General features: G+C 66.5%; 22 protein-coding genes. 12 read left to right on the top strand and 10 right to left on the bottom strand.

The genetic code is table 11. The features are described 5' to 3' along the window. The first annotated feature begins 88 nt into the window (after window positions 1-88). Entirely contained in the window at window positions 89-511 is a 423-nt protein-coding gene (gene ndk, locus LRP66_RS01205; protein WP_230480937.1) for a nucleoside-diphosphate kinase, read from the top strand. Then, window positions 511-1,029: a GNAT family N-acetyltransferase gene (locus tag LRP66_RS01200; protein ID WP_230480667.1), complete on the top strand. Its 519-nt coding sequence runs from the start codon at window positions 511-513 to the stop codon at window positions 1,027-1,029. The genes ndk and LRP66_RS01200 overlap by 1 nt, the downstream gene beginning before the upstream one ends. Here LRP66_RS01200 and LRP66_RS01195 read toward each other — a convergent pair. Genes LRP66_RS01195 through purM form a run of 4 tightly spaced genes read right to left on the bottom strand, consistent with a single transcriptional unit; the run spans window position 1,026 to window position 3,607 of the window. Next, complete coding sequence (locus LRP66_RS01195; protein ID WP_230480666.1) at window positions 1,026-1,625, bottom strand: hypothetical protein; 600 nt, start codon at window positions 1,623-1,625, stop codon at window positions 1,026-1,028. The genes LRP66_RS01200 and LRP66_RS01195 overlap by 4 nt on opposite strands. Further along, complete coding sequence (locus LRP66_RS01190; RefSeq protein WP_230480665.1) at window positions 1,622-1,909, bottom strand: MmcQ/YjbR family DNA-binding protein; 288 nt, start codon at window positions 1,907-1,909, stop codon at window positions 1,622-1,624. The genes LRP66_RS01195 and LRP66_RS01190 overlap by 4 nt, the downstream gene beginning before the upstream one ends. Next, window positions 1,906-2,484, bottom strand: a complete 579-nt coding sequence (gene purN / locus LRP66_RS01185; protein ID WP_230480664.1) for a phosphoribosylglycinamide formyltransferase — start codon at window positions 2,482-2,484, stop codon at window positions 1,906-1,908. The genes LRP66_RS01190 and purN overlap by 4 nt, the downstream gene beginning before the upstream one ends. Beyond that, window positions 2,474-3,607, bottom strand: coding sequence for a phosphoribosylformylglycinamidine cyclo-ligase (gene purM, locus LRP66_RS01180; protein ID WP_230480663.1), 1,134 nt, complete (start codon window positions 3,605-3,607; stop codon window positions 2,474-2,476). Before purM ends, purN begins: the two co-directional genes overlap by 11 nt. 59 nt (window positions 3,608-3,666) lie before the next feature. On the opposite strand from purM, the gene LRP66_RS01175 reads away from it, so the two are divergent. From LRP66_RS01175 to LRP66_RS01160, 4 genes are read left to right on the top strand one after another with little or no spacing between them, the layout of a single operon-like run. Further along, a complete protein-coding gene (locus LRP66_RS01175) occupies window positions 3,667-4,929 on the top strand; it encodes a heavy-metal-associated domain-containing protein (protein WP_230480661.1) in 1,263 nt (420 codons plus the stop codon). Further along, on the top strand, window positions 4,926-5,534 hold the full coding sequence (locus LRP66_RS01170; protein WP_230480658.1) for an HdaA/DnaA family protein: 609 nt from the start codon (window positions 4,926-4,928) through the stop codon (window positions 5,532-5,534). The genes LRP66_RS01175 and LRP66_RS01170 overlap by 4 nt, the downstream gene beginning before the upstream one ends. Window positions 5,535-5,550: 16 nt before the next feature. Further along, the gene (locus tag LRP66_RS01165) at window positions 5,551-7,716 is read left to right on the top strand and encodes an RNA degradosome polyphosphate kinase (RefSeq protein ID WP_443026647.1); all 2,166 of its coding nucleotides are present in this window, start codon (window positions 5,551-5,553) and stop codon (window positions 7,714-7,716) included. 17 nt (window positions 7,717-7,733) lie between these two features. Next, complete coding sequence (locus LRP66_RS01160) at window positions 7,734-9,215, top strand: Ppx/GppA family phosphatase (protein WP_230480657.1); 1,482 nt, start codon at window positions 7,734-7,736, stop codon at window positions 9,213-9,215. Here LRP66_RS01160 and LRP66_RS01155 read toward each other — a convergent pair. Next, the gene (locus LRP66_RS01155) at window positions 9,193-9,480 is read right to left on the bottom strand and encodes an I78 family peptidase inhibitor (protein ID WP_230480655.1); all 288 of its coding nucleotides are present in this window, start codon (window positions 9,478-9,480) and stop codon (window positions 9,193-9,195) included. The two genes, LRP66_RS01160 and LRP66_RS01155, sit on opposite strands and share 23 nt — an antisense overlap. Beyond that, window positions 9,477-10,655, bottom strand: a complete 1,179-nt coding sequence (rnd, locus tag LRP66_RS01150) for a ribonuclease D (protein WP_230480654.1) — start codon at window positions 10,653-10,655, stop codon at window positions 9,477-9,479. Before rnd ends, LRP66_RS01155 begins: the two co-directional genes overlap by 4 nt. A gap of 137 nt (window positions 10,656-10,792) precedes the next feature. On the opposite strand from rnd, the gene aspS reads away from it, so the two are divergent. Continuing rightward, the gene (gene aspS, locus LRP66_RS01145; protein WP_230480652.1) at window positions 10,793-12,607 is read left to right on the top strand and encodes an aspartate--tRNA ligase; all 1,815 of its coding nucleotides are present in this window, start codon (window positions 10,793-10,795) and stop codon (window positions 12,605-12,607) included. A gap of 94 nt (window positions 12,608-12,701) precedes the next feature. Here aspS and LRP66_RS01140 read toward each other — a convergent pair whose 3' ends face one another. Next, complete coding sequence (locus tag LRP66_RS01140; protein WP_230480650.1) at window positions 12,702-13,352, bottom strand: carbonic anhydrase; 651 nt, start codon at window positions 13,350-13,352, stop codon at window positions 12,702-12,704. 153 nt (window positions 13,353-13,505) lie between these two features. On the opposite strand from LRP66_RS01140, the gene lipA reads away from it, so the two are divergent. After that, entirely contained in the window at window positions 13,506-14,429 is a 924-nt protein-coding gene (gene lipA, locus LRP66_RS01135; RefSeq protein WP_230480649.1) for a lipoyl synthase, read from the top strand. After that, complete coding sequence (locus LRP66_RS01130) at window positions 14,429-14,887, top strand: type II toxin-antitoxin system RatA family toxin (protein WP_230480646.1); 459 nt, start codon at window positions 14,429-14,431, stop codon at window positions 14,885-14,887. Before lipA ends, LRP66_RS01130 begins: the two co-directional genes overlap by 1 nt. On the opposite strand, the gene LRP66_RS01125 is transcribed toward LRP66_RS01130, so the two are convergent. From LRP66_RS01125 to LRP66_RS01115, 3 genes are read right to left on the bottom strand one after another with little or no spacing between them, the layout of a single operon-like run. Beyond that, complete coding sequence (locus tag LRP66_RS01125; protein WP_230480645.1) at window positions 14,848-15,348, bottom strand: CinA family protein; 501 nt, start codon at window positions 15,346-15,348, stop codon at window positions 14,848-14,850. The genes LRP66_RS01130 and LRP66_RS01125 overlap by 40 nt on opposite strands. Next, window positions 15,348-15,878, bottom strand: a complete 531-nt coding sequence (locus LRP66_RS01120) for a hypothetical protein (RefSeq protein ID WP_230480644.1) — start codon at window positions 15,876-15,878, stop codon at window positions 15,348-15,350. The genes LRP66_RS01125 and LRP66_RS01120 overlap by 1 nt, the downstream gene beginning before the upstream one ends. Next, window positions 15,875-17,047 carry a bifunctional 2-C-methyl-D-erythritol 4-phosphate cytidylyltransferase/2-C-methyl-D-erythritol 2,4-cyclodiphosphate synthase gene (locus LRP66_RS01115; protein ID WP_230480642.1) on the bottom strand — a complete coding sequence of 391 codons (1,173 nt, stop codon included), beginning with the start codon at window positions 17,045-17,047 and terminating at the stop codon, window positions 15,875-15,877. Before LRP66_RS01115 ends, LRP66_RS01120 begins: the two co-directional genes overlap by 4 nt. A gap of 92 nt (window positions 17,048-17,139) precedes the next feature. Here LRP66_RS01115 and dusB point away from each other — a divergent pair, with 92 nt between their 5' ends. Genes dusB through ntrC form a run of 3 tightly spaced genes read left to right on the top strand, consistent with a single transcriptional unit; the run spans window position 17,140 to window position 20,631 of the window. Then, entirely contained in the window at window positions 17,140-18,141 is a 1,002-nt protein-coding gene (gene dusB, locus LRP66_RS01110; protein ID WP_230480640.1) for a tRNA dihydrouridine synthase DusB, read from the top strand. Next, on the top strand, window positions 18,125-19,192 hold the full coding sequence (locus tag LRP66_RS01105; RefSeq protein ID WP_230480639.1) for a two-component system sensor histidine kinase NtrB: 1,068 nt from the start codon (window positions 18,125-18,127) through the stop codon (window positions 19,190-19,192). The genes dusB and LRP66_RS01105 overlap by 17 nt, the downstream gene beginning before the upstream one ends. Continuing rightward, complete coding sequence (gene ntrC, locus LRP66_RS01100) at window positions 19,189-20,631, top strand: nitrogen regulation protein NR(I) (RefSeq protein WP_230480637.1); 1,443 nt, start codon at window positions 19,189-19,191, stop codon at window positions 20,629-20,631. The genes LRP66_RS01105 and ntrC overlap by 4 nt, the downstream gene beginning before the upstream one ends. Window positions 20,632-20,669: the final 38 nt, after the last annotated feature.

The raw sequence follows: 20,669 nt of genomic DNA, 5'->3' as shown, positions 1-20,669 counted from the left end.
TGCTGCATAAGGCGTTGCAAAGCGCCCGAGCCCCGACTAGGGCGGCGCCACTTCCAGCCAACCCAATTCTAGGAGCTGCGTGACCATCATGGCCGCGAACCGTACCTTTTCGATCATCAAGCCCGACGCGACCCGTCGCAACCTGACCGGCGCCGTCACCAAGATGTTGGAGGAGGCCGGCCTGCGCGTCGTCGCCTCGAAGCGCATCCAGATGACCCGCGAACAGGCCGAAGGCTTCTACGCGGTCCATAAGGAGCGTCCCTTCTTCAACGATCTGGTCACGTTCATGATTTCGGGCCCGGTCGTCGTGCAGGTGCTGGAGGGCGAGAACGCGATGCAGCGCAACCGCGACATCATGGGCGCGACCAACCCCGCCAATGCCGAGCCGGGCACGATCCGCAAGGAACTGGCCGAGTCGATCGAAGCCAACACCGTCCATGGTTCGGATTCGGATGAGAATGCGGCGATCGAGATCGCCTACTTTTTCAAGCCGGAAGAAATCGTCGGCTGATGGAATGGCGGCTGCGACGGGCGGTATCGGGCGACGCGCCCGCCCTGTCGCTCGTCGCGGCCGCGACCTTCCTCGAGACCTTTGCCGGGACCATCAGCGGTCCCGACATGGTGCGCCACTGCAACGTCAATAGTGCACCCGCCAAGTTCGACGCATGGATCGGCGATCCATCCTGCGTCGCCACCCTGGCCGAGCATCCCGACGGCGCCGCGCCGGTCGGCTATACCCTGCTGCTGCCACCCGATCTGCCGATCGAAACCGACGAACGCGATATCGAACTGCGCCGCATCTATGCGCTGTCGCTGGCGCAGGGAACGGGATTGGGCCACGCGCTGATGACCCGAGCGATCGATGACGCGAAAGCGCTCGGCGCACGCCGCATATTGCTGGGGGTATTGGGCATCAACCTGCGGGCCCGCGCCTTTTACGAACGCGAGGGCTTTGAGTTGGCGGGTACGCGTCAGTTTCGGGTCGGCGACACGATCTATGACGACGTGATCTACGCACGCCCGCTTTAGCGTTTGATCGCGGCCCATGCGGCGTCGAGCTTGGCGGTCGTGCCGTTGCGATCCTTGAGCCGCAGGCCTTCCAGTCGAAGCGTCCGCCCACGCAGCCAGCGGCCATGCGTGCTCCAGATCACATCGTACAGGCCCGTTGCGGTTCGCGCGGTGTCTCCATCCCAATAGCGGGTGGTGATCAGCACCGGCAGGCGGCCCTCCTTCGTGTCGGCTTCACCGTCGGTCATGGCGAGGATCGGCTTGACGATCGGCTCGGCCTCGATCACCGGATCACCGACCGGCACCTGTCGACCGATGCCCGATTTCGTCGGGAAGACGATCGAGACCTCTTGCAGATCGTGATTGGGATCGCGCAGCGCCAGGCGACGGCCATCGCCTTCGGCGGTCGCGGTCAGGTCGAGCCGCGCGCGCTCGCTGCGCTGGGCATTGGCGGTGGCCGCACGGTCGGCGGCATCGCTGCGCTGCTGCGACCAGTTGAGGTACAGTGTCAGCGCCGCCACGCACAGCCCAGCGACGGCGACGAACTCGGCCAGCGTCAGCAGGCGTCGCCGGGACTTGGCGCGATCGGCAGCCTCGTCGCCTGCCGAACCGCTCATCGCCCGCCCGCCTCCAGCAGCGCGGTCGGAGCCACCAGTTCCCAGCTCCGCGCGACCCGATCCTCAACCAGCGTCCAGTCGGTCGCGTCGCCGAGCGGAATGTCGGCCCAGCACGGCTCGTTGCTCGGGTCCGCCGTGCAGACCTGCAACAGGGCGCCGTCGCCCGAGAGCCGGGCAAATGCCTCCCCCTCGACCAGGAAGCGGGTTTCGCGCTCGCCCACATCTTCGGTCGTGCCGGGCAACAGCATGGCGATGTCGCGGATACGGCTCAGGTAATCGGTCATCGACGCACAAACTCCGTCAGGATCTTCGGATACAGGCGATGCTCCTCGACCAGCACCCGCGCCGCAAGGGCGTCGGCGTCGTCACCGGGCAGGATCGGCACGCGCGCCTGGCCGAGCACATCGCCATCGTCGAGCTCTTCGGTCACGATATGGACCGAGCACCCGGCTTCGGCATCACCCGCCGCGATTGCGCGCGCATGCGTGTCGAGCCCCTTGTAAAGCGGCAGCAGCGACGGATGGATGTTGACGATCCGCCCGCGCCACCGGCCGACGAAATCGCCCGACAGCAGCCGCATATAGCCCGCCAGCGCGATAATCTCGACCCCCGCTTCACGCAGCGCGGTATCGACTGCGGCTTCATAGGCGGCCTTGCCGATGCCCTTGGGCGAAAGCGCGAAGGTCGCAATTCCCTGCTCCGCGGCCCAGCGCAGACCGGCGGCGTCTGGCTTGTCGGAGGCTATGATCGCCACCTGATAGGCGGCGCCCGGCTGCTCGGCCGCGGCGACGAGCGATTGCATGTTCGAGCCGCGTCCCGAGATCAGAATGCCGACCTTCACCGGCTCGTCAGCCCGCATGGGTCGCCGTCCAGTCGGCCCTGGCGCTCCAGGTGCCCGCCGAACCGGTGACGGTACAACCGCGCTCGCCAGCCGTGATGCGACCGATCGTCACGACCGTCTCGCCCGCCGCGCGCAGCGTGTCCGCTAGCGCCTCCGCCTGGTCGGCCGCGACGATGACCGCCATGCCGATTCCGCAGTTGAAGGTGCGTGCCATTTCCTCCGGCTCGATCCCGCCCTGCGCCTGAAGGAACGCCATCAGGCGGGGCTGTTCCCAGCCATCGGCGTCCACGACGGCATGGACGCCCTTGGGCAGCACGCGAGGAATATTCTCTAGCAGGCCGCCACCAGTGATGTGCGCCAACCCCTTGATCGTCCCAGCCTTGACCGACGGGAGCAGCGACCGGACATAAATGCGTGTCGGCGCCATGAGCGCCTCGATCAGCAGTAGGTCCTGGTCGAACAGGGCAGGGCGATCGAGCTTCCAGCCCTTGTCCGCCGCCAGCCGCCGGACGAGCGAGAAGCCGTTCGAATGCACGCCGGACGAGGCCAGGCCGAGGATCACGTCGCCATCCGCTATGGTCGCGCCGGTCAGTACCTGTGTCCGCTCGACCGCGCCGACGCAGAACCCCGCCAGGTCATAGTCGCCGGGTGCATACATGCCGGGCATCTCGGCGGTCTCGCCACCGATCAGCGCACAGCCCGCGATCCGGCACCCCTCCGCGATCGAGGCGATCACGCGCTCGGGCACATCGCCTTCCAGCTTGGCGGTCGCGTAATAGTCGAGGAAGAACAGCGGCTCCGCGCCCTGCACGACCAGGTCGTTGGCGCACATCGCGACGAGGTCGATGCCGACGCCGTCGTGACGGTCATGTTCGATCGCGAGCTTCAGCTTGGTGCCGACACCGTCATTGGCCGCGACGATCAAGGGATCGGTGAAGCCCGCAGCCTTCAGGTCGAAGAAGCCGCCAAAGCCGCCCAGATCGGCATCGGCACCCGGCCGCCGCGTCGACTTCGCCAGCGGACCGATCGCGCGGACCAGCGCATTGCCTGCGGCGATCGAAACCCCGGCATCGGCATAGGTGTAGGACGTGCCGGACGTGGCGGGCGACGGGGCGGCGGACGGCGTGCTGTGGTCGGTCATGTTTGCCCGTTAGCTATATCGCGCTTGGATTTCCACGTCTGCTTCGCCAAAAGACCGCGATGCGTTTGCGATTGCCCTCCGTAATGTTCGGTCTGGCCGCTCTGACCGGCCTAGGCCTCGGGGGCGGGGCCGTGCTCGCCCAGATCGATGGGCCCGCGCGCGGCGTCACACCGATCGACAATGGCGGCGCCTATGAGGTGACGGGGGTCGCGGTCGACATCTCCGGCAAGACGGCGGAGGCGGCGCGGCTGGGCGGCTGGCGCATCGCGCAGCGCAAGGCCTGGGCCGTGCTCGCCCAGCGCGTCGGGCGGGGCGGCATGGCGGCTTCGGATGGCCTGCTCGATTCGCTCGTGAGTGGCCTCGTGGTCGAAAACGAACAGATCGGCCCGAATCGCTATGTCGCGCGGCTCGGCGTTCTGTTCGATCGAACGCGCGCGGCGGGGGTGCTGGGCGTCAGCGCCTATGCCGATCGTTCACCGCCGATGCTCGTCATGCCGCTGCAGGTTTCTGGCGGCGTGTCGCAGATGTTCGAGGCGCGCACGCCCTGGCAACAGGCATGGGCGCGCTTCCGGACCGGCAGCAGCGCCATCGACTATATCCGGCCGTCCGGCACCGGGACCGACCCTCTGCTGCTGAACGCCGGACAGATCGGGCGGCGTTCGCGCGGATGGTGGCGCACCATTCTCGATCAATATGGCGCGTCGGATATCCTGATCCCCGTCGTCCATCTTTATCGGCAATGGCCGGGCGGACCGGTGATCGGTGTGTTCGAGGCGCGCCACGGGCCCGACAATACGCTACTCGGCACGGTAACGCTGCGTGTCGGCAGTACCGACGGCATCAACCAGCTGCTCGACACGGGCGTCGGGCGACTGGACGGGCTTTACCAGAAGGCACTGGCCAGCGGGATGCTGCATCCCGACGCGACGCTGAACCCACCGCCCAAGCCCGAGGAAACGGTGATCGACGACACGACGCCTGGCGAGGAGCCGATCGCGGGGCTCGACTCGGCGATCGCTTCGACCGGCGCGGGCATCGCGCTAACGCTGCAATATGATGCGCCGAGCGCCAGCGCCGTCGCCAATGCCGAGAGCCTCGTTCGCTCGATACCCGGCGTGGTTCGCGCAGGGACGACCAGCCTTGCGCTCGGCGGCGTGTCGCTGATGGCGGTCACCTTCGACGGCGATCCCGAGCAGCTTCGCCGCGCGCTGGAGCAACGCGGCTTCCAGGTGTCCGGCGCGGGTACGACCTTGCGCATCCGGCGCGCGGCGGCTGCGGCGCCAGCGGCCACTCCCCCTTCGGATAATGCGACGACCGGATGAATCAGATGGCGTTGCCGCTGGAATGGCCAGCGGATCCCAAATCAGACGCGTTCCTGCTGACCGATTCGAATCGGATGGCGGCGAAGATGCTCGACCAGTGGGAGGCTTGGCCGACCATGGCCGCGATCCTGACCGGCCCGCGCAAGTCGGGGCGGTCGCTCCTCGCACGCATTTTCGCCGCCCGCAGCGGCGGCACGATCATCGACGACGCCGAGCGCGTCCCCGAAGTGCAGATCTTCCATGCCTGGAACACCGCGCAAGCCGAACGGCGGCCGCTGCTGATCGTCGCGGACGCGCCGCCGCCACGCTGGCAGGTCAAACTGCCCGACCTCCGCTCGAGGCTCGCCAATAGCAGCCTGGCGGCAATCGGCGCGCCCGATGACGAACTGGTCGCGGCCTTGTTCGAGCTGTTGTTCCAGCGGCGCGGCCTGGATGCCCGTCCCGATCTGATCGAGTGGCTGACGCTTCGCATCGAGCGTAGTCACCTTTCTGTCATCCGCGCGGTGGATATGCTGGATCAGGGGGCGATGGAACGGCGTGCGCGCTTGTCCATTCCCCTGGCACGATCCACACTGACCGCGGCAGGCCTCATCGCCGAGCCCTAAGCGCAAGCGAGTAAACATGACCCGTCCCGCCCATATCGCGCAAATGTCCGAACCGGACGACGACCATTTTGCGGCCGAGCCGAACGGGCGGTACTTCAATCGAGAGCTGTCCTGGCTCGCCTTCAATCGCCGCGTGCTCGAGGAAGCGTGCAACAGCGCGCATCCGCTGCTCGAGCGGCTGCGCTTCCTGTCGATCTCGGGTTCGAACCTCGACGAATTCTTCATGGTCCGCGTCGCGGGGCTCAAGGGTCAGCAGGCGCAGGATGTCGAGCAGCGCTCGGTCGACGGACTGACCCCGGCGCAGCAGTTGAGCGGGATCGTCGCCGAGGCGGATCGCCTGATGGCCAGCCAGCAGGAAGTCTGGGGCGACCTGCGCGTCCTGCTGGACGAGGCGGGCATTTTCGTCCTGCGCCGCGACGCGATCGATCAGGAGGCAAGCGCCTTTCTGGAGACGCATGTCCGCGATCAGATCTTTCCGATCCTGACCCCGCAGGCACTCGACCCGGCGCATCCCTTTCCGTTCATTCCGAACAAGGGGCTGTCGATGATCTTCGACCTGACCCGCGTATCGGACAAGGCGCCGATCCGCGAGCTGGTGATGATTCCCGCGACCATGCCGCGCTTCGTCCGCCTGCCGGGCGAGGGCGCGCGCTATGTCGCCATCGAGACGATCCTCCGCCGGTTCTCCGGGCTGTTGTTCCCCGGCTACATCGTCAACGGCGCCGCGACCTTCCGCGTGCTGCGCGACAGCGATATCGAAATCGAGGAAGAGGCGGAGGATCTGGTCCGCTATTTCGCCAATGCGATCAAGCGTCGGCGACGGGGCCGGGTGATCCGGCTCGAGCTGGAAACCGGGATGCCGGACGAATTGGCCGACGTGCTTCGCGACGAACTCGGCGGGAGCGATGCGATCATCACCGAGAGCGGCAATCTGCTGGGTATCGGCGACCTCGACACGCTGGTCGACGAGAACCGGCCGGACCTGAAATTTCCCTCCTACACGCCGCGTTTTCCCGAGCGCATCCGGGAATTTGCGGGCGACTGTTTCGCCGCGATCAAGGCCAAGGACATCGTCGTCCACCACCCCTATGAGACGTTCGAGGTGGTGATCGCCTTCCTGAAGCAGGCGGCGGTCGATCCGGACGTGGTCGCGATCAAGCAGACGCTTTACCGCGCCGGCAAACAGTCCGCCGTCATCAATGCGCTGATCGCGGCGGCCGAAGCGGGCAAATCCGTGACCGCGATCGTCGAACTGAAGGCGCGGTTCGACGAGGAGCAGAACCTCTATTGGGCCTCGGCACTCGAACGCGCGGGCGTACAGGTCGTCTATGGCTTCATCGACTGGAAGACCCACGCCAAGGTGTCGATGGTCGTCCGCCGCGAGGGAAGCGACTTCCGCACCTATTGCCACTTCGGGACGGGCAACTACCACCCGGTCACGGCCAAGATCTACACGGATATCAGCTTCTTCACCGCCGATCCTCTGATCGGACGCGATGCGGCGCAGATGTTCAACTACATCACCGGCTATGTCGAGCCTGCCGCCATGAGCAGGGTGAGCCTGTCGCCGCGCGACCTGCGGCGCAACCTGATGGCGCTGATCGACGCCGAAATCGCACATGCCCGCGCCGGTCGAAAAAGTAGCCTGTGGGCCAAGGTCAACTCGCTGGTCGACCCCCAGGTGATCGAGAAGCTGTATGAAGCAAGCGGCGCGGGCGTCGAGATCGACCTGATCGTGCGTGGCATATGCTGCCTGCGCCCCGGCGTTCCCGGCATGTCGGAGAATATCCGGGTAAAGTCGGTCGTCGGCCGCTTCCTCGAGCATAGCCGCATCTGGGCGTTCGGCGACGGCAAGGCATTGCCCCATGATTCGGCGAAACTGTTCATCTCGTCGGCGGACTGGATGCCGCGCAATTTCGATCGCCGCGTCGAATATATGCTGCCGATCCTCAATCCGACCGTCCACGACCAGATCCTGGATCAGGTGATGGTCGCCAACCTGCTCGACAATGAGCAGAGCTGGGAACTGGAGCCCGACGGAAGCTATGTCCGCGACGAGCCGGGAGATCGTCCATTCAACCTGCATCGCTATTTCATGACCAATCCCTCGCTCTCGGGACGCGGTGCGGCGCTCGATACGAGCAAGGCGGTGCCGACGCTGTCACTCCGACGGCAGCGTTGAGCGGGGTTCGCTGATCCATGGTGGGAGCACGCGCGCCGCGCACGGCGATCATCGATATCGGGTCCAACTCGGTCCGGCTCGTCGTCTATCAGGGGCACGCCCGACTGCCCGCGATCCTGTTCAACGAAAAGGTGATGGCCGGACTGGGCCGTGGCCTGGCGGCTACTGGCGCGATCGATCCGGGTGCGCTCGCCAAGGCGCAGACCGCGCTCTTCCGGTTTGCCAGCCTCGCGCGCGAGATGGGCGTGGCGACGTTGCGTACGGTGGCGACGGCGGCGGTGCGCGATGCGGCCAATGGCGGCGAACTGATCGCCTGCGCCGAATCGCTCGGCCTGACGGTGGAACTGCTGTCGGGCGAGCAGGAGGCGAAGGCGGCGGGCGAGGGGGTTCTCTCGGCCATTCCCGACGCCGACGGTATCGTGGGCGACCTCGGCGGCGGCAGCCTGGAGTTGGTGCGCGTGCGGGGCGGCAGGGTCGAGGACCGGGTGTCCTTCCCCTTGGGCGTGTTGCGCATCCCCGCGCTGCGCGAGCGTGGCGGCAAGACGTTCGAGCGCCATATCGCCCGCATGATCGACGATGCCGGATGGGAGGGGCGGGGACGTGGGCTGCCCTTCTACATGGTCGGTGGATCGTGGCGCGCGCTGGCGCGGCTCGACATGACGCTCGCAGGCTATCCGCTACCGATCATCCATCACTATGAACTCACCCCCGTCGACATTCTGCGGCTGTCGCGAACCATTCCGCATCTCAGCAAGGCGCGGCTTCGCGAGGTACAGGGGCTTTCGTCCAGCCGCGCCGCGACGTTGGGCGACGCGACGGCGTTGCTCGGCGTGCTGCTCAAGCACCTGGGCAGCAGCACGACCGTCGTATCCGCCTTCGGTCTGCGCGAAGGGCTGATCTTCGGCGACCTCGACGCCAGGACGCGCGCGCTCGATCCGTTGATCGTGGCGGCGCGTGAAGAGGGGCGGCTGTTGGGGCGGTTTCCGGAGCATGGTGATCTGCTGGACGGCTGGATCGCCCCGCTGTTCGAGGAAGAGGCCGCTGGCGATGCGCGGCTGCGTCACGCCGCCTGCCTGCTCGCCGATGTCGGCTGGCGCGCCAATCCAGAGTTTCGCGCCGAACGCGGGGTGGAGATCGCGCTGCATGGCAATTGGGTGGGCATCGATGCGACCGGTCGGGCGATGCTGGCCCAGGCCCTGCACACCAGCCTTGGCGGTGGGCTCGACGTGCCGGCACCGCTCGCCGAACTCGCCACCCCCGCGCAATTGAAGCAGGCGACGAGCTGGGGCCTGGCGATCCGTCTGGGCCAGCGGTTGAGCGGCGGTCTCGCGGGGCCATTGGAGCGCACCGCTCTGGCGCTGAACGAAAAGAGCCTAGGTCTGGCGATGGGCGAGACCGATCGGGGCTTTTACGGCGAGGCGGTCGAACGCCGTCACAGCGCTCTCGCCGCTGCGCTCGGGCGCACGCCCGAACGGATCAGCCGCAGCGAAGGCGGGTGATCCGGCCCGCGGCGTCGGTCTCCACGTTGAGGCGATCGGTCCGATAATCCATCGTGACGACCGTCTCGGGGCCGATCACGCGAATGGCTCGCGCGCCAGACCGCTTGATCGCGTCTGCACGAAGCGACTCGGTCCAAACCTTGCCGATCAGACCGGCCACCCGCGTATCGCCGCAACCGGCGTCGTTCGTCATCGGAGCAGGTTTCGGACTGGGGGTGCAGGCGGCGAGGGTGGTCAGCGCGACGAGCGCAAGCGCCTTCGTCATGCGACCTCCTCGGTATCGCGTACCATCTTGAGCTTGCCGCCCTTGACGACGAAGCCCAGGCGCCCCTCGACCAGATCGAGCGCGTCCCGGCCAAATTGTTCGAACCGCCAACCCTCTAGCACCGACAGACCCGAACGGACGCCCGCCGCCAGCATCTCCAGATCGTCGGCACGGGCGAGCAGACGCGGCGCCACGTCGATATCGCGTGCCCGGATCTTGAGCAGCAGCTTGAGCAGATCGGCGACCAGCGCGCCCTCACGGCCCATTCCGGGCTTGCGATCGTCACGGGCGGGCAGTTCATCCGCGCCGAGCGGCACCGCGGTATCGAGCGCGTCCATCAGGCGCGCGCCGATATCGTTCCCCGCCCAGGTCGCGGACAAGCCGCGCACCTTGGCGAGATCGGCCTGCTTGCGCGGCGGATGCCCCGCCAGGTCGGCCAGCGTCTCGTCCTTGACGATGCGGCCCCGTGGCAGGTCCTTGGCCTGCGCTTCGAGTTCGCGCCAGCGCGCCAGCGCCTTCAGGCGGCCCAGCATGTCCGGCTTTCGACCCGATACGCGGACCCGCTTCCACGCGCAGTCGGGATCGTTGGCATAATGCGACGGATCGGCCAGCCGCTCCATTTCCTGGTCGAGCCACGCGCCGCGCCCGGTCTTGCGCAACCGCTCCAGCATCTTGGGGAAGATCGCGGACAGGTGGGTCACGTCGCCGATCGCATAATCGACCTGGCGCTGGTCGAGCGGGCGGCGCGACCAGTCGGTGAAGCGCGCACCCTTGTCGACCTGAATGCCGAGCCAGCTGTCGACCAGGTTCGAGTAGCCGATCTGCTCGCCTTGCCCCAGCGCCATCGCCGCGATCTGGGTGTCGAACAGCGGGTGGGGCGTCTTGCCGGTCAGGTTGTAGATGATCTCGATATCCTGCCCACCGGCATGGAAGACCTTGAGCACCTGGTCGTTGTTGACCAGCAGGTCGAGGAGAGGCGTCATGTCGAGGCCCGGCGCCTTGGGATCGACCGCCGCCGCCTCCTCGGTATCGGCGATCTGGATCAGGCAGAGTTCGGGCCAATAGGTGCTCTCCCGCATGAACTCGGTATCGACCATCACATAGTCGGCTTGCGAGAGACGGGCGCAGAGATTGGCGAGCGTGGCGCTGTCGGTAATCAACGGGTGAACGTGCATAGACGGCACATAGCGCCGCCCGTGCGGCTTGACAAAGAGGAACGCGCAGCCGCCGTGTCCGGGCACATTAAGATTGACAAAAGGGGGGTAGACGGGGAAGCGGCATGGCTTTCCTAGACGTTCAGAGAATGTTCGCCATGCACGCCTATCGTACTCATAACTGCGCCGCGCTGACGGCCGAAGCCGTGGGCCAGACGGTCCGCCTTTCCGGCTGGGTCCATCGGAAGCGCGATCATGGCGGCGTGCTGTTCGTCGATCTGCGCGACCATTACGGCATCACCCAGATCGTCGCCGACAGCGACACGCCCGCGCTCTCCATTCTGGAGAGCGTCCGCGTCGAGTCAGTCGTCACGATCGACGGCGTGGTGAAGGCGCGCTCGGCGGGTACGGTGAACCCCAATCTCGCGACCGGCGAGATCGAGGTGTTCGCGCGCGGCGCGACCGTGCTGTCGGCGGCAGAGGAACTGCCGATGCCGGTGGCGGGCGAGCAGGAATACCCCGAGGATATCCGCCTGCGGTATCGCTTCCTCGACCTCCGTCGCGAGACGCTGCACGCCAATATCGTCCGCCGCACCCAGGTGATCTCCGACATGCGGCGCCGCATGGAGACGGCGGGCTTCACCGAATACTCGACCCCGATCCTGACCGCGTCGTCGCCCGAGGGCGCGCGCGACTTCCTGGTGCCCAGCCGCATTCATCCGGGCAGGTTCTACGCGCTCCCCCAGGCGCCGCAGCAATATAAGCAGTTGCTGATGGTCGCGGGCTTCGACCGCTACTTCCAGATCGCGCCCTGTTTCCGCGACGAAGACCCGCGCGCCGACCGTCTGCCGGGCGAATTCTACCAGCTCGATCTGGAGATGAGCTTCGTCACCCAGGAAGAGGTATGGGAGACGATGGAACCGGTGATCGGCGGCATCTTCGAAAAGTTCGCCGATGGCCGCACCGTGACGCCGATAGGCCAGTTTCCGCGCATTCCCTATTCGGAGTCGATGCTGAAATACGGCAGCGACAAGCCCGATCTGCGTAACCCGCTGATCATCACCGACGTGTCCGAGCACTTCACGACATCGGGTTTCGGCCTGTTCGAGAAGATCGTGGGTTCGGGCGGCGTCGTCCGTGCGATCCCTGCGCCGAAGACCGCCGAGAAGAGCCGCAAGTTCTTCGATGAGATGAACGAGTGGGCCCGGGCCGAGGGTCATGCCGGTCTCGGCTATGTCACCCGCAAGGGCGGCGAGTTCGGTGGTCCGATCGCCAAGAACCACGGCACCGAGGGCATGGAGGCGCTCTATGCCGCGCTCGGCCTCGGCCCGGATGACGGGCTGTTCTTTGCGGCGGGCAAGGTCGAGGCCGCTGCAAAGCTGGCCGGCCTCGCGCGCACCCGCGTCGCCGAACAGCTTGGCCTGATCGAGGAGGGCGCGTTCCGCCTGTGCTGGATCGTCGACTTCCCCTTCTACGAATGGGACGAAGACGAGAAGAAGGTCGAGTTCGCGCACAATCCCTTCTCGATGCCGCAAGGCGGGATGGAAGCGCTCAACTCGGCCGATCCGCTGTCGCTCAAGGCGTACCAGTACGATCTGGTGTGCAACGGTTTCGAGATTGCCTCGGGCTCGATCCGCAACCAGAGCCCGGAGCTGATGGTCAAGGCGTTCGAGCTGGTCGGCCTGTCGAAGGCGGATGTCGAGGAGCGGTTCGGTGGCCTGTACCGTGCGTTCCAATATGGCGCGCCGCCGCACGGCGGCATGGCGGCGGGCGTCGACCGTATCGTCATGCTGATCTGCGGCGCGCAGAACCTGCGCGAGATCTCGCTGTTCCCGATGAACCAGCGTGCCGAAGACCTGTTGATGGGCGCGCCGAGCCTTCCCGAGCTTCGCCAGATGCGCGAGCTTCACCTGCGCTCGACCGCCGAGGCCAAGAAGGACGGCGATCCCGTCGTGGTCGCCGCGAGCCACTAAGTCTCGTGAAAAAGGGACGGGCGTCGCGACCGACACCCGTCCCCCTTCAAAGCGATACCGCCGGCGTCGGAAGTCCCGACGCGGGCGTCTTCGTTCAGGCCGCAGCGACGGTCGCGGCGGCGGGCTTGAACTCGCCCTGCTCGTCCATCAGGTGCAGCACGCCGTCCGCAATGGCGAAATAGGCGCCGCGAAGCTTCAGCTTGCCCGCATCCTCACGCGTCGTGACGAAGGGGAAGGTCCGCAGGTTGGCGATCGAGGTGCGGACCGATTCCAGCTCCATTTCACGCATCGCATCGGGTCCGTCGCCATGCTTGGCGATGACCTTCTCACGCGCCTCGTCGAGCAGATTGACCCAATTGGAGATGAAGCCGCCTTCGCCCTCCGGCGCATGGGCGAAACCCTGCGTCAGCGCCGCTTTGCAGCCACCGCAGGCGCCGTGGCCCATCACCACCACGTCGGTGACCTCCAACTGCGTCACCGCGAATTCCAGCGCCGCCGACACGCCATGATGGCCGCCGCCGGTTTCGAACGGCGGAACGAGGTTGGCGACGTTGCGCACGACGAAGATTTCGCCGGGCAGGGTGTCGAAAATCTGTGCCGGATCGACGCGGCTGTCCGAACAGGCGATCACCATCACCTTGGGGCTCTGGCCTTCCTTCAGCTCGGCCCAGCGGTCGCGCTGGCGACGCCAATCGGAAGTCCGAAAGCGCTTATAGCCATCCACGAGGTCGTTAAAGTCGGTCATTGCTCTCTCTTATCCAGTTAAGGAAACGTCGTAGTAGCAGGCGAACCCGGGCATGGCCGTTTCGGTTCCATATCAAATTGTGTCTGCCAGGCCAGCCATTCGCCGCTATCGCAGCCATTGTGTCCGACCGATAGCATCGCTATTTCGCGGGGCATGAACGAGTTGACACCGCTGGTCGCGCCGGTGCGCGCACGCAAGCCCGATTGGATCCGCGTCAAGGCTCCGACGAGCGCCGGGTTCGCCGCCACTCGCGAATTGATGCGTGCCAAGAGCCTGACGACCGTCTGCGAAGAGGCCGCCTGCCCGAACATCGGTGAGTGCTGGTCGAAGAAACATGCGACGGTCATGATCCTGGGTGACACCTGCACGCGCGCCTGCGCCTTCTGCAACGTCAAGACGGGTATGCCGCGCAAGGTCGACGCGATGGAGCCGCAGAACGTCGCGGACGCTGCGGCGCAGATGGGGCTCAACCATATCGTCGTCACCTCGGTCGACCGCGATGACCTTCCCGATGGTGGCGCGTCGCAGTTCGTGAAGGTGATCGAGGCGCTTCGCCGCACGACGCCGAACACCACGATCGAGATCCTGACACCCGACTTCCGCAACAAGGCGCAGGCCGCGATCGAGTCGATCGTCGAGGCACGCCCGGACGTCTATAACCACAATCTCGAAACGGTGCCGCGGCTCTATCCGACCATCCGGCCCGGCGCGCGCTACTATGCGTCGCTTCGCCTGCTGGAGAGCGTAAAGCGGCATGATCCGTCGATCTTCACCAAGTCGGGCGTGATGCTCGGCCTGGGCGAGGAGCGACTGGAAGTCCATCAGGTGATGGACGACATGCGCTCGGCCGATATCGATTTCCTGACCATGGGCCAGTATCTCCAGCCGACCCCGCGCCATGCCAAGGTCGCCGAGTTCGTGACGCCCAAGGCGTTCGACGCCTATGCCTCGATCGCGCGCGCCAAGGGCTTCCTGCTGGTCGCCAGCTCGCCGCTGACCCGGTCCAGCTATCACGCGGGCGACGATTTCGAGCGGCTGCGGGCCGCGCGCGAGGCGAAGCTGGCAGCCAAGCGCTGATGCCAAGGCATAGCGAGACGCGCCATCTGCCCTATACGCCGGAGCAGATGTTCGATCTGGTCGCCGACGTGGCGCGCTATCCCGAGTTCCTCCCCTGGGTCTCGGCGATGCGCGTGCGCTCGGACAGCGATACCGAAACGGTTGCCGACATGATCGTGGGGTTCAAGGGGTTGCGCGAGACCTTCACGAGTCGGGTGACGAAGTCGCGGCCCGAGTCGATCGATGTCGACTATCTCGACGGGCCGCTCAAATATCTGCGGAACAACTGGCGGTTCCGGCCCGAGGAACAGGGGTGCGCGGTCGACTTCACCGTCGACTTCGCGTTCAAGAACCGGGTGTTCGAAATGCTCGCGGGGCAAGTGTTCGGCACCGCGCTTCGCCGAATGATCGGCGCGTTCGAGGATCGCGCCGCGAAGCTTTACGGCAGCAGCAGCTCGAGCGCCAACAGCGCCGCCTGAAGCCGGATCGCGCCGCGCCCGATATCGCCGAACTCGTGACGTTCGGCCTTCACGTCCTCGGGATCACCATCGCGTAGCGCTCGCGCGAAGACGACCGTACCGACGGGCTTTTTGGCGGTGCCGCCGCCAGGCCCGGCGACGCCGGTGATGGCGACCGCTACCTCGGCCTCGCTCGCCGCCAGCGCCCCCTGAGCCATCGCCCAGGCGGTGGCGGTCGACACGGCGCCGAACGTCTCTATCACTTCCGGGTTGACCCGCAGCAGTGCGATCTTCGCCTGGTTCGAATAGGTCACGAACCCCGCCTCGACCACGTCGGACGATCCGGGAATTTCCGTCAGCGCGGCGGAGACGAGCCCGCCGGTGCAGCTTTCGGCCAGCGCCACGCGCCGTCCCGCCGCGCGGTTCTCGGTCACGACACGCTCGGCAAGCGCGATCAGTTCGCGCGGGAGGATCACGTCCATCAGCGGTTCCCGTTGGTGCAAAGCGGCAGATCGGGCACGGCGACCTGCCGTCCACGCGCCTTCTCGGTCTTGAGATATTGAAGCGCGGTGACGACCACCGATGCCATGTTGCGCGGGGGCAGGGGGGCGAGCTGGGTGACCAGCCGGTCGATCGTCCCGCAATCCTCCAGCCCGATCCGCCCGACGATGAACGGCACGAGCAGCGAGGTCAGCAACGGACGCGCGTAATCCGATTGGAGCAGAGTATCGATCGCGGGATCGGACAGCTTGACGATCGCGGCGCGCGCGGACGGCCACGCCTGATCGGCCGCCGTCTCATATTTCGCGATCAGCGTGCCGCCACCCCGGATCAGGCTGGTCGCGGGCAGGCGTGCGCCGCAGACGCGACCGGTTTCGCGCAGGATATCGGGCATGGCGACCAGCGTCATGGCTTCCGCCTCGGGCGCGGTGATGCAGGCGCGCGTCTGTGCCGCAGCGACCTGAGGCGCCGCCAGCGTGACTAGCGCGACCAGGGTGGCGAGCCGCTTCACGCCGACTTGCTCGCGGGAATGCGGACCGTCGCCACCGCCTGGGTCGCGATGCCTTCGCCACGTCCGGTAAAGCCCAGCCGTTCGGTCGTCGTCGCCTTCAGGCTGACCCGGTCCCGACCGATATTCAGCAGCGCTGCGATCCGCTCGACCATCGCCGCGCGGTGCGGGCCGATCTTGGGCGCTTCGCAGATGATGGTCAGGTCGACAAAGTCTATACGTCCGCCCTTCTCGGCGATCAGCTTGGCGGCATGCTGGAGAAACTGGCCCGACTCCGCGCCCTTCCACTGCGGGTCGCTCGGCGGAAAGTGCGTTCCGATATCGCCCGCCGCGATCGTGCCGAGCAACGCGTCGGTCAGCGCGTGAAGCGCGACGTCCGCGTCGCTATGCCCGGACAATCCCTGATGATGTGGGATCAGGACCCCACCGAGCCACAATTCTTCGCCATCCTCCAGGCGGTGGACGTCATAGCCCATGGCGGTACGGGTTTCCCAAGCCAGTCGCCCATCGGCTCCGGCCATGTCGTCGGGATAGGTGATCTTTTCGAGCATCGCATCGCCCTGCACCAAAGCGACGCGTCCGCCAAGCCGTCGCACCATCTGAGCGTCATCGGTGGCTTCCGCATCGGCGGGCCAGGCGGCATGGGCCGCGATGACCGCTTGGAGGTGGAAGCCCTGCGGCGTCTGGACTCGAACCACGCCGTCACGCGGGACGGTTTCGCCGAGCATCGTGTCCCCCCGACGGTGGTCCTCCCGAGCCAGCGTGTCCGCGACCGGCATGACGGGCATCGCCCCATCCGCCGTGTCCAGTCCGGCCAGGACGCGCTCGATCACCTCGGCCGACAGGAAGGGCCGGGCCGCGTCATGGATCAGAACCCTCTCGACGCCTGTCATCGCCAGATGCCGCAAGCCCTTCGCGACCGACTCGCGACGGCTGGCACCGCCTGGCTCGCACCAGCCTGCGGGGAGAATCGCCCTGGCGGTCTCGAGCTGATCCGGCGCCACCATGATCAGTACGGGGCCGATCGCGGGATGCTGAGCGAACGCGGCGTGGCTCCACGCGAGCATCGGCTTGCCGCCCACCTCGCGAAACTGCTTCGGAATGCCGCCGCCCATCCGGCTGCCGCCACCCGCAGCGACGATCAACGCCGCGATCTTGCCATTGTCGCTCATGGCGAGGCGTTTAGCGGCAATGGAGCCACACCGCCAACCTTGCCTGTCGGGCCATGTTGGCGTAGACGGCTGCTTATTTTTCAGGCAGTATGATGCGCAACCTCGCCCCCATTCAGGTCGGTCCCGTGACGATCGACAGCCCGGTCGTCCTGGCCCCGATGACCGGGGTGACCGACATGCCGTTCCGCACGCTGGTCCGTCGATACGGCTCGGGCCTGAACGTGACCGAGATGATCGCCAGCCAGGCGGCGATCCGCGAGACGCGGCAGTCGATCCAGAAGGCCGCATGGCATCCGCTGGAAGAGCCGGTGTCGATGCAGCTCGTCGGCTGTACGCCCTATGAGATGGGCGAGGCCGCCAAGCTCAACGCCGATCGCGGTGCCGCGATCATCGACATCAACATGGGCTGTCCGGTGCGCAAGGTCGTGAACGGCGACGCGGGCTCTGCGCTGATGCGCGACCTGAAGCTGGCCTCCGCGATCATCGAGGCGACGGTCAAGGCCGTCGACGTACCCGTGACGCTGAAGATGCGCATGGGCTGGTGCCACGACAGCCTGAACGCCCCCGAACTGTCGCGCATCGCGGAGGATATCGGGGTCAAGATGATCACGGTCCATGGGCGTACCCGCAACCAGATGTACAAGGGGCAGGCGGACTGGGCCTTCATCCGCCAGGTAAAGGACGCGGTGTCGATCCCGGTCATCGCCAATGGCGATATCTGTTCGGTCGAGGATGCCGATATGGCACTCGACCAGTCGGGCGCCGACGGCGTCATGATCGGGCGCGGTGCCTATGGTCGGCCCTGGCTGCTGGGGCAGGTGATGCATTGGTTCGCCACGGGCGAGCGTCTCGAGGATCCGTCGCTGGACGAGCAATATCGTGCCGTCACCGGTCATTACGACGCGATGCTCGATCATTATGGCACCGAGACCGGGGTCAACATGGCACGCAAGCATATCGGCTGGTACACGCGTGGCCTCCACGGCTCGGCGGAGTTCCGCAACAAGGTCAATCAGGAAGCCAGCGCCGACCGCGTCAAGGCGATGCTGTACGACTTCTACATGCCGCAGATCGAGCTTGCAGCCGCGGCCTGACGCCACGCGCCTCGGCCGACCGGGTTTCGGGGCGCTGTTCGCCGCCCTGCCGGTCGCGGTCGTGGTGGTGGATCCCGACGATCGGATCGCCCACGCCAACGGCTTGGCCGAGCAGCTTCTCAACCTGTCCGAGCGTCTGATGGTGGGGCAGCCGGTCAACGCGATCCTGCCGCCGCCGGATGCGCCGCGCAGCCGCGACGGGCATGGCTTTGCCGTCTATGACACGGTGATCGCGACGCCACGTGGTCCGAAGATCCGCGTCGATTTCGTCGAGGCGCAGATTCCCGACCATCCCGGCTGGCGGGCGATCACGCTGCACAGCGCGGGGCCCTCACGTCGGCTTGCGCATTCGTCGGAACGGGGGCCGGGCGCACGGGCCGCCATCGGCGCGGCCGCGATGCTGGCGCACGAGATCAAGAACCCGCTCTCGGGCATCCGCGGCGCCGCGCAGTTGCTCAATGGCGGTGAGCTGACCACGCTCATCACCACCGAGGTCGATCGTATCGCAGCCCTGATCGACCGGATGCAGGACTTCAGCGATACCAGGCCTTTGCCGCTGGCTTCCGAGAACATCTATCCGCTTCTCACCCATGCGCGGGGCGTCGCATCGGCCGGCTTTGCGCGCGGGATCGCGATCGAGGAGCGGTTCGACCCGTCGCTGCCGCCCGCGCGGATCAATCGCGACGCGCTGCTCCAGATCGTTATCAATCTGTTGAAAAATGCCCGAGAGGCGGTGCGCGCGGTGCGCAATCCCCGGATCATACTGACCACCGCCTATCGTCACGGCATGTCGATCAGCACGGGCGAGGGCCGGACGCGATTGCCCTTGCCGATCGAGATTTGCGTGATCGACAACGGCCCCGGCGTCCCGCCGGATCTGGCCGATCACATGTTCGATCCCTTCGTCTCCGGCCGCCGTGAGGGGCAGGGGCTGGGGCTCGCACTGGTCGACAAGCTGGTCCGCGACATGAGCGGTATCGTGCAATATGCGAGAGAAGGCTCACCCGAAATGACTGTCCTGCGCCTTTTGCTTCCCCGGGCCATCGCATGAGCCACGTGCTGGTCGTCGATGACGACGCCGCAATCCGGACCGTCGTGGGGCAGGCACTACGCCGGGCGGGCCATGAGGTGACGGCCGTCGAGACCTTGGCGCGGCTCGATCGGGTCCTTGCGAACGGCGCGCCCGATATCCTGGTGACCGACGTCATCCTGCCCGATGGCGACGGCATCGACCATATTCGCGGCGTGGCCGAACGCTTCCCCGCGTTGCCGATCATCATCCTTTCGGCGCAAAATACGCTGACCACCGCCGTTCGCGCGGCCGAGGTGGGCGCCTATGAATATCTCCCCAAGCCGTTCGATCTCGACGCGCTGACCAACGCGGTGTCGGGCGCGCTGGCGCGACGCGGCGTGGCCATCGAGGACGGAATTGCCGAAGACGATCGCGCGCTGCCGCTGATCGGGCGATCGCAGGCGATGCAGAGCGTCTACCGCGTCATCGCTCGCGTGGTGTCGACCGACCTGACGGTGCTGATCTCGGGCGAGTCGGGAACCGGCAAGGAACTGGTCGCAAGGGCGATCCATGATCTCGGCCCCCGCCGCGCGGCGCCCTTTATCGCGATCAACATGGCCGCCATCCCGCGCGAGCTGATCGAAGCCGAGCTGTTCGGCCATGAGCGTGGCGCCTTCACGGGTGCGGCGCAGCGGAATGCGGGCCGCTTCGAACAGGCGGCGGGGGGGACGCTGTTCCTCGATGAGATCGGCGACATGCCGATGGAGGCGCAGACCCGCCTGTTGCGTGTCCTCCAATCCGGCGAGTTCACCACCGTGGGCGGCGCGCGCACCATCAGGACCGATGTCCGCATCGTCGCGGCGACCAATCGCGATCTGAGCCAGCAGGTAGCGTCGGGCCAGTTCCGCGAGGATCTCTTCTATCGCCTCAACGTCGTGCCGATCGCGCTTCCGGCATTGCGCGAGCGTCGGCAGGATATCCCATTGCTAGCAAGGCACTTTCTGGAGAATGCCGCGCTGCAAGGGCTGCCACGACGCCGGATCGACAGCCAGGCGATCGACGTGCTGGTCACGCACGACTGGCCGGGCAACGTCCGTGAGCTGGAAAATATGATGCGGCGGCTGGCGGTCCTCGCCCGCGACGAGGTCATCGATGCCGAGGCGATTCGCGCCATGATGGGAGCGGGGCGGTCGGCACCGGGGCACGCGGCCGAAGCCGGTGATGGCGATCTGGTCCGGGCGGTGCGCACCTATCTCGCCCGATTGGCCATCGAGCGGCCGACCGCGCTCGACGACGGGTCGCTCTACGACCGGATCATCGGCGAGGTCGAGCGCCCGCTGATCGAGGCGATGCTGGCGCGCCACGGCGGCAACCAGCTGCGGACGGCACGGGCGATGGGTATCAATCGAAACACGCTGCGCAAACGGCTCGATACGCTTCGCATCCCGACGAGCGGCGATGACGGGATATCGGGCTGACTGACGATATTTTTAAGAATTGTGGCTTGCAGGTCACG

Origin of the sequence: Sphingomonas sp. Leaf21 (assembly GCF_916858675.1) — a bacterium.
Lineage (GTDB): Bacteria > Pseudomonadota > Alphaproteobacteria > Sphingomonadales > Sphingomonadaceae > Sphingomonas.
The sequence above is the reverse complement of the archived record's forward strand: the minus strand, read 5'-3'. Positions and strand labels throughout refer to the sequence as shown.

Excerpts from the sequence above, each read along its gene's own strand:
- ndk (WP_230480937.1), top strand. The coding sequence starts at position 89 with ATGGCCGCGAACCGTACCTTTTCGATCATCAAGCCCGACGCGACCCGT.
- LRP66_RS01200 (WP_230480667.1), top strand. The coding sequence starts at position 511 with ATGGAATGGCGGCTGCGACGGGCGGTATCGGGCGACGCGCCCGCCCTG.
- LRP66_RS01195 (WP_230480666.1), bottom strand. The coding sequence starts at position 1,625 with ATGAGCGGTTCGGCAGGCGACGAGGCTGCCGATCGCGCCAAGTCCCGG.
- LRP66_RS01190 (WP_230480665.1), bottom strand. The coding sequence starts at position 1,909 with ATGACCGATTACCTGAGCCGTATCCGCGACATCGCCATGCTGTTGCCC.
- purN (WP_230480664.1), bottom strand. The coding sequence starts at position 2,484 with ATGCGGGCTGACGAGCCGGTGAAGGTCGGCATTCTGATCTCGGGACGC.
- purM (WP_230480663.1), bottom strand. The coding sequence starts at position 3,607 with ATGACCGACCACAGCACGCCGTCCGCCGCCCCGTCGCCCGCCACGTCC.
- LRP66_RS01175 (WP_230480661.1), top strand. The coding sequence starts at position 3,667 with ATGCGTTTGCGATTGCCCTCCGTAATGTTCGGTCTGGCCGCTCTGACC.
- LRP66_RS01170 (WP_230480658.1), top strand. The coding sequence starts at position 4,926 with ATGAATCAGATGGCGTTGCCGCTGGAATGGCCAGCGGATCCCAAATCA.
- LRP66_RS01165 (WP_443026647.1), top strand. The coding sequence starts at position 5,551 with ATGACCCGTCCCGCCCATATCGCGCAAATGTCCGAACCGGACGACGAC.
- LRP66_RS01160 (WP_230480657.1), top strand. The coding sequence starts at position 7,734 with ATGGTGGGAGCACGCGCGCCGCGCACGGCGATCATCGATATCGGGTCC.
- LRP66_RS01155 (WP_230480655.1), bottom strand. The coding sequence starts at position 9,480 with ATGACGAAGGCGCTTGCGCTCGTCGCGCTGACCACCCTCGCCGCCTGC.
- rnd (WP_230480654.1), bottom strand. The coding sequence starts at position 10,655 with ATGCACGTTCACCCGTTGATTACCGACAGCGCCACGCTCGCCAATCTC.
- aspS (WP_230480652.1), top strand. The coding sequence starts at position 10,793 with ATGCACGCCTATCGTACTCATAACTGCGCCGCGCTGACGGCCGAAGCC.
- LRP66_RS01140 (WP_230480650.1), bottom strand. The coding sequence starts at position 13,352 with ATGACCGACTTTAACGACCTCGTGGATGGCTATAAGCGCTTTCGGACT.
- lipA (WP_230480649.1), top strand. The coding sequence starts at position 13,506 with ATGAACGAGTTGACACCGCTGGTCGCGCCGGTGCGCGCACGCAAGCCC.
- LRP66_RS01130 (WP_230480646.1), top strand. The coding sequence starts at position 14,429 with ATGCCAAGGCATAGCGAGACGCGCCATCTGCCCTATACGCCGGAGCAG.
- LRP66_RS01125 (WP_230480645.1), bottom strand. The coding sequence starts at position 15,348 with ATGGACGTGATCCTCCCGCGCGAACTGATCGCGCTTGCCGAGCGTGTC.
- LRP66_RS01115 (WP_230480642.1), bottom strand. The coding sequence starts at position 17,047 with ATGAGCGACAATGGCAAGATCGCGGCGTTGATCGTCGCTGCGGGTGGC.
- dusB (WP_230480640.1), top strand. The coding sequence starts at position 17,140 with ATGCGCAACCTCGCCCCCATTCAGGTCGGTCCCGTGACGATCGACAGC.
- ntrC (WP_230480637.1), top strand. The coding sequence starts at position 19,189 with ATGAGCCACGTGCTGGTCGTCGATGACGACGCCGCAATCCGGACCGTC.